Origin of the sequence: Chitinophaga niabensis, assembly GCF_039545795.1 — a bacterium.
GTDB classification, from domain to species: Bacteria; Bacteroidota; Bacteroidia; order Chitinophagales; family Chitinophagaceae; genus Chitinophaga; species Chitinophaga niabensis_B.
Map to the genome: position 1 here is coordinate 7,179,704 of NZ_CP154260.1, position 10,297 is coordinate 7,190,000.

A 10,297-nucleotide genomic window follows, 5' to 3' on the forward strand; every position below is an offset into this window, starting at 1 on the left:
ATTATCAGTTATCGGGAGGATCATAATCATCGTGTATAATTGATAATTCGATCATTATGATATTGCATGTATTGAATGGGGATGCAACGCGTACGATCTTTGAGCATGCGAACATTCCCGGTGATGTAATGGTTTGGCGGGAAATGCTTTGTGAAGGCAAGGCTCCCGCAACGCATAATATGGCCCGTTTTTTTGAAGAAAGGGCCGCATTCCTGCAGCAGGAATATGGGATTGATCAGAAAGCCTATCTTTCAGATGTAGATCATGAATACCAGTTGCTGAATAATGCCGCTGCGTATGAAGAGATCGTTCTCTGGTTTGAATTTGACCTCTTTTGCCAGGTGAACTTATTATTTGTGCTGTATTACCTGCAGCAACTCAAAACGCCCCTCCCTCCTATAAGTATTGTACAATTAGATAAACACCCGGATGTACCCAATTTCCGTGGCATAGGGATGCTTAAATCCCAGCATCTTCCTCCTTTATTTGAAAAAAGAGTATACCTGCAGGAAGAAGACTGGCAACTGGCGAATGATGCCTGGATAGCTTACAGCCAGGAAGACCCATTGGCGATTGAGCAGCTCAGCCATCGTTCCAGTACACACTTACCTTATCTTGGCAATGCCCTGCAGGCCCATCTGCAAAGATTACCCGGCTCTTCCAATGGTCTTAATGCCGTAGAACATTTCTTCCTGGACAGGCTGGCGCTGGGAAAACTCCGGGAGCGCGACCTCTATTATCAATTTTGGAATGAGCTGAAGATCTATGGCTTCGGGGATTTTCAGCTGGATGTTTACACCCAGCGCCTCCAAAGGGCTGGTGTGGTAAAACGGGAAGATGAAATGCTGAGTCTTACCGGTTTGGGAGAAGAAGTACTCCACAACGAAGAAAACTACCTTTCTTTTGCCTCCCAGCAAAATGTCTGGATCGGTGGAATTCCCTTAGATCATACACCCTGGCGCTGGGATGAGGAAGAGGGGAGAGTTATCCGCTCATCAGGCAACTAATTCCTGCAAAGGCTCGTACTAAGTTGAAAACGAGCGCTTATGAAAAACATACATTCTTTGGTGTTTATCACCATGGGCTTATTCTGTCTGCTGGCGATCGCCTGTAAAAAAGATAAGGATGATAACCTCTACACTGTTACGAATGCCCCCATGACCGGAGCACAGGAGAACCCTGCTGTGACTACTACCGCTTCCGGAAGTTTTGATGCCACATATAATCCTGACACTAAGCAGTTCACCATCACCGTGCGCTGGCAAAACCTGAGTGGGAATGCAACGCTTATGCATATTCACGGGCCTGCCGCAAGAGGTACTAATATAGGGGTGTTACAAAATTTCGCTACGTTATTTACGCCCACCCCGGCAGGAAGTTTTACCACGAGTTTTGTCATCAACGGAACTACCCAAACGCAGGAGGATCTGTTAGCTGGTAAATGGTATGTAAATATTCATACCGCGGCTAACCCTGGCGGAGAGATCCGTGGGCAAATAGAATTGGTCTACTAGACCAGGAAGCAGTGAACATGCAACATCCGCCAACCGCCATTCCGATGTCATGGCGGGCGGAAGCGGGCTCTCGTAGCCCGCTTTTTGTTTGCAGGATGTTCAGTGACTGTGTGTTCTTTAAAAGCACTACTCCCTTAACCCCAGGTCTCCAATAAAAACCTGATCCAGTTTTTGTGCAGGATGTTATCAATATCTTCTTCCTTATACCCGCGTGCCTTTAAGATAGCAGGCAGCTTTTGCAGGCCGGCGATGCTTTCCAGATCATGAGGAGATTGTTCTGTTCCGAATGCACCATCCAGGTCAGAGCCAATTGCAGCGTGTTTGCTGTTACCTGCAATCTGGCAGATGCGATCAATATGATCTGCTACATGCTGAAGAGAAACTCCTGTTCCGGCAGGTGTACTTACACCGCGTTCCCAGCCAGGGATCAGCATCCATGCATCAAAAGCAGTACCTATTACGGCACCACGCTCAATCAGGATGGAGAATTGCTCATCTGAGAACTGGCGGTTATGCGGTACCAGCGCTCTGCTGTTATGATGACTGGCCCATACAGGGCCGGAGAAATGATCCATGGCTTCGTAGAAACTTTCATCGCAAAGATGTGTAGCATCGAGGATGATGCCTAAGCGTTCCATTTCTGTGAGCAATGCACGCCCTTTTGTACCTAAGCCCCCATTGGAATCTGTACCATAAGCATAAACACCCGGGCCGTAATGCGCAGGGCCAATAGCACGTAAACCAGATGCATAGGCTTTTTCAACACAGGCCAGTTCAAAGAAAGAATCAGCACCCTCCAGGCTTAATATAAAACCTACAGGGAGAGAACTTGTATCCGTAGCGTTTTCCCAGAGTTTGAGATGTGCTGTTAACTGAGCAGCATTCGTGACCTGTTTCATTTCACCTCTTGCCTCCATGGCCTGGTACCATGCCAGCTGGCCCTGGGTCTGTGCCCATGCCTGTTCCTGGGAATGCCAGCCCGGCAAAGGATTATCCAGCCCTACATATCTTGCGATCTGTGTAGCCACGCAGATACCTACACGGCCTTTGCGCATCTCAGGTAAAGACACGGTGCCATTGCCGCGGTCCGGTTTATCGTTCATATTTCTTTCCCGATCGCGTATAGCTTGCAGGGATTTAGTCAGGTCGCGGTTCCACTCCAGTGCATTCATGCTAAGATCCAGGTGCGCGTCGAAGATTAAAGGTTGCATAGGTGATTTATTAGAAAGGATTATTTTAGTTCAGTAAGCGGCGGCCACGGGTAATTGCCCATGTGTCTGTATGGGAGCTGTTTTCAATGATCTGTGCTTCGTTATACAATGCCACCGTAGGGCAAACATGCCACGGTGTGCCGTATAAGATATCACCTACTTTAAACTGTGCAGCCAGCGGTGTTTTCAGTACCAGGTGTTCTTCGCTTTGAGAGATCACTTCATATTCCGGTAAGTCTTTAAAGAAAACCCTTTTGGTAATGGGGTTTTCCGCGGATACGGCTTTGTGCCCCAGGTCTAAAGTAAGATGGCCTTCCTGTGGTTTGGAGATCACACGAGCAAGCAGTAATGCTGCAGGAATGAAGTCCTGTTCAGGTAAGGAGCTGCTATAACCCTCATCCCATAAGATGCAGGTGCCCGGGCTGCAGATCACATCTTTGCGTTGGGCATGGATGGGAAAAGTAGGTGTACCGCCGGCAATGATCTCCGGGTTATCCATCTTTTCCGCTAAAGCGGCTACAGGCTGAAATGCTGCATTACATTGTTCCGTACGGATGCCCAGATCAGATTCCCGCAGATGCCCATCATATGCATGCAGGCCACGGCAATGGATATTAGGCAGTTGCCGTAATTGCTGGTAAAGCGCGAAAGCCGCTTCAGGCGCAATTCCTGTGCGATGCATACCATTATCGATGTCTATGTATACTTCTGCCGTTTGTGGCTGAAAGAGATCGTTTAATAATTGAGCAGATGCAATATTATCCACCAGGGAAGCGAAACGGGTATCCGGATATTTGCGGGTAAGTTTGACGAAACTCTCTGCTGTGGGGGAGTTTAGCTGATAGGCTACCACTATATCTTTGGCGCCGGCTTCTGCTAACATATTGGCTTCTGCAAAGGTAGCACATTTAAAACGGGTAATACCCTTTGCCAGTTGCATGGTGATAACCGGCCCCATTTTATGTGTTTTGACGTGAGGCATCAGTCTGGCTGTACCTCCCGCCATCTCAATCATCTTATTGATATTCTCTGCGACTTTTTCCTTGTATACCAGCAGGGCCGGGGAGGCGATAGTGGCGGTATCCTTTATCTGATGCCAGGATGATATCCCTTCTTTGGTCATCTCTTAATTTTGCATTAAAGTTATCCAATAAATTGATGCAATACCAACACTCCGATCAATCCGCATACAGAAACAATGGTTTCCATTACGGACCATGTTGCAAAAGTTTGTTTCAGTGTGAGATTGAAATATTCTTTGAACAGCCAGAAGCCGCCATCATTCACATGAGAGAACATAAGGCTGCCTGCTCCGATAGATAACACCATCAGTTCAGGATGTACAGCTTGGTCTTTGATCAGGGGCAATAAAATTCCTACTGTGGTTAAACCCGCTACAGTAGCAGATCCTACGCATACTCTGATAACAGCTGCGATAATCCAGCCCAATACCAATGGCGAAACGGGAAGGCCTTTGAGGGCTTCACCAATGTAAACATTGATGCCACCATCTTTAATCACCTGCATGAAAACACCGGCCCCTGCAATGATCAGCATGATAGGCGCTACATCTTTGAAAGCTGTTTCTATGGATTTCATAATGGCTTTCATGGATTGCTGGCGGCGGATGCCTAAAAAGTAAATGGCTACCAGTACGGAAAGCAGCATGGCAATATTGGGATCGCCAATTACGCCAACCAGCGAATGGAGGAAAGTACCGTGTTCTATCACGGGGTCCAGTAAAGTAGTGATGGTTAGCAGGATCAAGGGGAGCAGGGCAGTTGCTAAGCTGATGCCCAGGCCGGGTAGTTCAGCATCTGGTTTGAAGGAAATGTTCAACAGGCCCTGTTCAGGTGTTACCTGCATTTTTTTCAGTGTTCTGCCGAATAATGGCCCGGCCAGTGTGATGGTAGGGATGGCGATGATGAGGCCATATAACAAAGTTTTTCCCATGTCTGCTCCCAATTGCTGGCTGATAGCAACCGGAGATGGATGCGGGGGAAGAAAACCATGTGCAGTGGAAAGTGCGGAGATCATGGGGATACCCAGGTACAACATGGGTAAACGGGTAGAGATGCCTGTTGCGAAAATGAGGGGAACCACTACCACAAATCCTGCGGTATAGAACATGGGGATACCTACCAGCAATCCGGCCAGGGCCATTCCCCATTGGATATGTTTAATGCCGAAGATCTTTACCATGGAAGAGGTGATCTGTTGGGCTGCGCCACTGTCTGCCACCAGTTTTCCCAACATGGCCCCAAATCCAAGGATGGTTACAAGGGAGCCAAGGGTGGAGCCGATTCCCCCGGCAATAGACTTACCTATTGCGGGGCCAGTCATCTTACAGGCTAAAGCGAGCAGGATGCTGATCACCAGGAAGGAAATGAAGGTATCCAGTTTTACCCATACGATGAGTACGATCAGGAGGAGGATAGCTGCTGTGACGAGAATTAAGGGTGATATCATGGGCTGGAGAGGTGGAATTTATAAAGGTTTTCTCAAGATAGGGAAAAGTGGAGCGAATTACAAAGGGATACCCATCCCGGTACAATGGAAGGGCTATAGTTGTATATCCCTATATCGCTGAAAGCGCATTCCTATAGCACTCCTATAGCATTTCTATATCGTTTGGATATACCTATGTGCCTGCAATGCTATAGGAATGCTATAGGAGCGCTATAGGAATGATATAAGAATAAGCAACTATAGCACTGATTATGAGCCTGTTTGGTACGCTTTGGGACAAAAAAAGAGGCAGTCCTTTCGGAACTGCCTCTCAATAGCGAACAGATCGTTCAAGTGAGTGACACAACGGCGGCTGATAGTATAACTGCCGCTGGCTACCTCATTTTAATCTTCTTTGGTATTCTCTTTTATCTTTTGCGCTGCCTGCTGGATATATGCAGCCTGCTTGCTCAGCGCGGCTTTGGTATCTCCGTTAGCGATGGCGGCTTTCTCCTGTTTCTTTTTGGCCATAGGCGTGAGCAGGTTGATAATGTAGTTGTTCACCCAGCTGTTGTTGAAATTCTCTGTCACAGCTACCACTTCATCGATGCCTTTGGTTACTATTTGCGTGTCGTCCACACTGCCGAGGATATTGAGGTACATGATGGCGGCGCCGATCTTGTCCTGGCCAGTGCTTTCTTCCAGTTTCTGTGCAAAGAAAGGCACATCGCTTACGTCTCCGTTTTTGGCGTAAACACTGGCGATACCACTACCCAACAGGCCTTTGGCGTCTTTTTCCATGGATTTGGCCAATTGATAGGCCTTTTTGATGTCCAGTTCCGCCAAAGCATTGAGGGCTGTGCCTTCTACCAGGTAGGAACGATCTTTCAATGCACCTTCAAAGAGAGCGGTGTATTGAACATCTTTCAGGCGGCCCAGTTGTTTGATAGCAGCTGCGCGTACCTGGGAGTGGGCGTCAGATTTTGCGAGGTCTGTAAGAATGGGCAGGGCAGCGGTTTTTATGTCGTTGTTGTCCAGTTTCAGGCCACTGATGGCGAGGGAGCGGAGACCTTCGTACTTATCTTTCAGGGCAGCAATTACCGTGGCACGGGCTGCGGGATTGCTGGTTTGCTGTTTCAGACAGGCTTCTATGGCTTCTCTTCGATCGAGGTAATTAGGAGCGTTCTTGTATTGGAACACGTAAGTGTTCAGGTCGCGGCGGTCTGTTTTTTTAACGATCAATACTTTATCTGCATCGATATTAATGAAGTCTGGCTTAGCGCTAACGGGGAAGGAGAAGGTGTTTTCTTTTTCCTTTACGCGTACGTTGTGGCGTTCTTTTTTGCCGCCGGCGTATACATCAATAGCGATGGGGAGGTCCCATACTTTGTCGCCTTTCTGGGAGATGATCACTTTTGCGGTGCCGGACTGGCTGTAATCATAATTGATGTCCAGCGTGGGATAACCTTCGCCAAAGTACCATTGGTTAAAGAACCAGTTCATATCCTGGCCAGTCACTTCTTCTATAGCAAGACGGAGCTGGTGGGCTTCCGTTGATTTGAAGGCATTCTGTTTCAGGTAGAGATTGAGGGCTTTGAAGAAGGCTTCGTCACCCACATAATTACGGAGCATATTCAGGATGCGGCCACCTTTCTGGTAGGTGATGGCATCAAACATGTTCTCTTTATCGTGATAATGGAAACGTACGAGGTGATGATCTCCCTGGTATTCTGCAGATTCCATGTAATTGTTCATAGCGCTGTAGGCATGTTCATCGGCAGCATCTTTACCGAATTTATGCTCAAACCAGAGGTATTCACTGTAATCTGCAAAAGATTCATTCATGGTGAGATTGCTCCAGGATTCACAGGTGGCGAGGTCGCCAAACCAGTGGTGAAACAGCTCATGTGCAATCACGGCTTCTCCCTGGCGGTCATCATCATCCAGCAGTTCGCGGTCTGTTTTCTGGAGGAAATCGCCATGGATAGTGGCGGTGGTGTTTTCCATTGCGCCTGAAACGTAATCGCGTACGATGATCTGTGAGTATTTCACCCATGGGTAGTCATATCCCAGGATCTTTGAGTAGAAAGTCATCATTTCAGGCGTGTTGCCGAAAATGGCTTTGGCATGAGGAGCGTATTCCTTTTCCAGGTAGTAATTCACTTCTTTTCCGCGCCATTGGTCCTTTACAACGGCAAAATCACCTACGGCCATCATGAAGAGGTAGGGGGCGTGAGGAAGTTCCATGCGCCAGGTATCAGTACGGGTGCCATCTGCATTGGGTTTCTGGCTAACCAGTTTACCATTGGAGAGGGAAATGTACTTCTTATCCACCGTCATACTGATCTCGGAAGTGGTTTTCTGGTTGGTTTTGTCGATAGTAGGAAACCATACGGAGGAAGATTCTGTTTCGCCCTGCGTCCAGATCTGGATGGGCTTTTTAGGATCTTTGCCATCCGGATTGATGAAATAGAGGCCTTTAGCGTCAGTGATCGCTGCGCTGCCTTTTACTTCTGCTTCGTCCGGTTTAGCGGTATATTCAACAAAAACAGTATAAGATTCGCTGCTTTTGTACGTTTTATTGAGTTTCAGGCGGAGTTCTTTGCCGTCATATTCATATTTAAGGGGACTGCTTTTGGCGCTCTTCAGCATGGCTTCGCTGGGGAATTTCAGTACCGCAGCACCACTGGTTTGTACCAGGGAAACCTGTTTGATGTCCATACCTTTTGCATCGAGCGTAAGGCTATCCGTGGGATAAAAGTGGGGCTGGAGGGTGATCCAGGCCTTTCCGTTGAGTTGGCGCTTAGCATAATCAAAACGTACATCCAGCTTAGTGTGAACGAGGTTATTGATCTTAGTGGGAGATGAGCGGTAGATCTGTAGTGCCGGGTCTTCTTTCGACTGCTCGCCTGATTGAGCCAGCACAGGGGCGCAAAGCCCTATGACAGCGAATCCTGCCAGCAAAATGCTGAATGTGTTCTTGAGTTGCAGATGCATGAATTGTTGTTTAAGACAAAAATAGGCCCTCCTCATGAGGGCAGGGGTCAAATTTAAACAAATGGCCCAAATACAACGCAAGCGGTTAAAATTGTTATTTTTGTAGTACCAGGACAGGTTATTTATGATCAAAGCAACAGTTAACGGCACCCAGCCGTTTGAGATAACCCCGGCCGGGGATGGTTCCGGCGGTGTAGAATGTAACGGGAAGCAAACAAACTGGAGCGCAGTGGCACTGCCTTCCGGTGGATTCAGCATCTTAATGGACGGGAAAAGTTTTGTAGCACAGGTGGTGAAAACGGACCGGGATACCAAAACGCTCACCCTTCAGATTGCGCAGGCGCTGTATGAAGTGGCCCTGGAAGAGCCTATGGACCGTTTACTGGCATCCATGGGGATCAGCGAAGCCTCTTCCCGGAAAGTGAATGATATTAAGGCGCCCATGCCGGGAATGGTACTGAAAGTGTTGGTGAGTCCTGGTCAGGCTATCCATAAAGGAGACCCTGTACTGATCCTGGAGGCTATGAAAATGGAGAATGTATTCAAAGCAACGGCGGATGCCGTGGTGAAAGAAGTGAAGGTAACGGAGCGCACAGCCGTTGAGAAAGGCGAGGTATTAATTGTGCTGGAATAATATTTGTTAGAAGAAGCATTATGGATCGATTCAAATTGAAATTATTATACCTGTTCTGTTGCCTGCTGGTAAGTTCTGGCCTGGCAGCACAGGATGCATCGTACTTCGTGTACATTCAGCATGAGAAGCAGCTGCCCTTTTATGTAAAGCTGGAGGGGAAAATGCTGAGTTCTTCCGTGAAAGGATATGTGATCCTGCCCAAATTGCCCCAGGGCAAAGTACCTGTTACCATTGGTTTCCCGAAAAGTGAAGCGCCTGAGCAATCTTATGTGCTGCGGCTGACGGGGCAGCGGGATTACGGGTTTTTGCTGAAGAATACGGGAGACAATGATTACGCCTTGTATGATCTTCAAACATTTGCTACACTTAAATCCGGTGGGGGCGCGCCTTTACAGGAAAATGTAACGGTTACCCGCATTTCCAATGAAGGTTCAACTGCAGAACAAAAGGAACTGATCAATAATGTGCAGGCGGATGTGGAAGCGGCGCTGGCTAAAAAGGCCGATACTGTTATCCCCAGGAAGAAAGGCGGTTTTGCTGAGGCTTTGGATAAGGTGGTAACAGACGACCGGCCTGACGATATGCCTTTGGAGGCTCCGAAACCTAAACCGGTTCCGGTTGTGGTGGCTGCTGACCCTGTTCCTGTTGTGGAAGATGTTGCGCCTGTTGTAACAAAAAAGCCGAAAGGCAGGAAGAACCGTAAAGAGCGGGAAGCTTTGACGGAAGAAGAAAAGAACCTGTTAAGCAGTGTGATGGAAGATGAAAAGAAAGCAGCAGCTGATGAAGCGGTTGCAGTTGCTCCCGCGGTTGATTCTGCGGTGGCTACTATAACAGATGTATCCTCAGAAGCGGTACCGGTGAAGAAAGAGCGTAAGCCTAAAAAGAAAAAAGGACAAACAGAGCCTGAATTTATAGACTTTGATAAAACTACAACTCCTCCTGCTGAACCTGTTGCAGAGAAGGCTGCGGAAGTAGTAACAGAGAACGTTCCTCCCGAGGAAGAGCTGAGTGCAAAAGAGATCCGGGATGCCAAACGTCAGAAACGTAAGGAAGAAAGAGCCGCGGCAGAGCGGGCTGCGTTTGTGAAGGACAGTATTGCTAACGCTGAATTCAATGAATCGGTGCCTGTTGAGGAAAAGAAGCCAACCATTAAAATGGTGAACTCCGATTGCGGGAAGATATTAGAAGTAGATGCGTTCCGCAAGCTGTTGCGTACAATGAATGGTAAGAAGAATGACGATGATATGGTGGATGCTTTCAGGAAGGGCACACGTTCCGTTTGTGTGAGTACAGAACAGATCCGTGCGCTGACACAATTAATTGCTACGGAAGAGAATCGTTATCAGTTACTGGATGCAGCTTATGCAAGAACGTATGATACGCAGAACTTCTCTACCCTGGGAGACCTGCTGAAGGAGGATTATTACAAGGGCCGCTTTAAGGCGATGCTCAAGAAATAATTCCATGTACATTATATATCGCAAATGGTGAAT

Annotated in this window: 8 protein-coding genes; 4 read left to right on the plus strand and 4 right to left on the minus strand. The window is 47.8% G+C overall.

The window, feature by feature from the left end:
* Nucleotides 1-56: 56 nt before the first annotated feature.
* Both AAHN97_RS28865 and AAHN97_RS28870 read left to right on the plus strand, forming a co-directional pair.
* Nucleotides 57-1,007, plus strand: a complete 951-nt coding sequence (locus tag AAHN97_RS28865) for a DUF1835 domain-containing protein (RefSeq protein WP_343305533.1) — start codon at nucleotides 57-59, stop codon at nucleotides 1,005-1,007.
* A gap of 39 nt (nucleotides 1,008-1,046) precedes the next feature.
* Nucleotides 1,047-1,514, plus strand: a complete 468-nt coding sequence (locus tag AAHN97_RS28870; protein ID WP_343305534.1) for a CHRD domain-containing protein — start codon at nucleotides 1,047-1,049, stop codon at nucleotides 1,512-1,514.
* A 134-nt stretch (nucleotides 1,515-1,648) separates the two neighbouring features.
* On the opposite strand, the gene AAHN97_RS28875 is transcribed toward AAHN97_RS28870, so the two are convergent.
* The 4 genes from AAHN97_RS28875 to AAHN97_RS28890 all read right to left on the minus strand — a co-directional run bounded on the left by AAHN97_RS28875 (nucleotide 1,649) and on the right by AAHN97_RS28890 (nucleotide 8,170).
* The gene (locus AAHN97_RS28875; protein ID WP_343305535.1) at nucleotides 1,649-2,725 is read right to left on the minus strand and encodes a dipeptidase; all 1,077 of its coding nucleotides are present in this window, start codon (nucleotides 2,723-2,725) and stop codon (nucleotides 1,649-1,651) included.
* 25 nt (nucleotides 2,726-2,750) lie between these two features.
* Nucleotides 2,751-3,848, minus strand: a complete 1,098-nt coding sequence (locus AAHN97_RS28880) for a D-TA family PLP-dependent enzyme (protein ID WP_343305536.1) — start codon at nucleotides 3,846-3,848, stop codon at nucleotides 2,751-2,753.
* 20 nt (nucleotides 3,849-3,868) lie between these two features.
* Nucleotides 3,869-5,194 carry a gluconate:H+ symporter gene (locus AAHN97_RS28885; protein ID WP_343305537.1) on the minus strand — a complete coding sequence of 442 codons (1,326 nt, stop codon included), beginning with the start codon at nucleotides 5,192-5,194 and terminating at the stop codon, nucleotides 3,869-3,871.
* 384 nt (nucleotides 5,195-5,578) lie between these two features.
* Nucleotides 5,579-8,170, minus strand: a complete 2,592-nt coding sequence (locus tag AAHN97_RS28890; protein ID WP_343305538.1) for a M1 family metallopeptidase — start codon at nucleotides 8,168-8,170, stop codon at nucleotides 5,579-5,581.
* A gap of 124 nt (nucleotides 8,171-8,294) precedes the next feature.
* Here AAHN97_RS28890 and AAHN97_RS28895 point away from each other — a divergent pair, with 124 nt between their 5' ends.
* Nucleotides 8,295-8,804 carry a biotin/lipoyl-containing protein gene (locus AAHN97_RS28895; RefSeq protein WP_343305539.1) on the plus strand — a complete coding sequence of 170 codons (510 nt, stop codon included), beginning with the start codon at nucleotides 8,295-8,297 and terminating at the stop codon, nucleotides 8,802-8,804.
* Nucleotides 8,805-8,824: 20 nt separating this feature from the next.
* Entirely contained in the window at nucleotides 8,825-10,264 is a 1,440-nt protein-coding gene (locus tag AAHN97_RS28900) for a DUF4476 domain-containing protein (protein ID WP_343305540.1), read from the plus strand.
* Nucleotides 10,265-10,297: the final 33 nt, after the last annotated feature.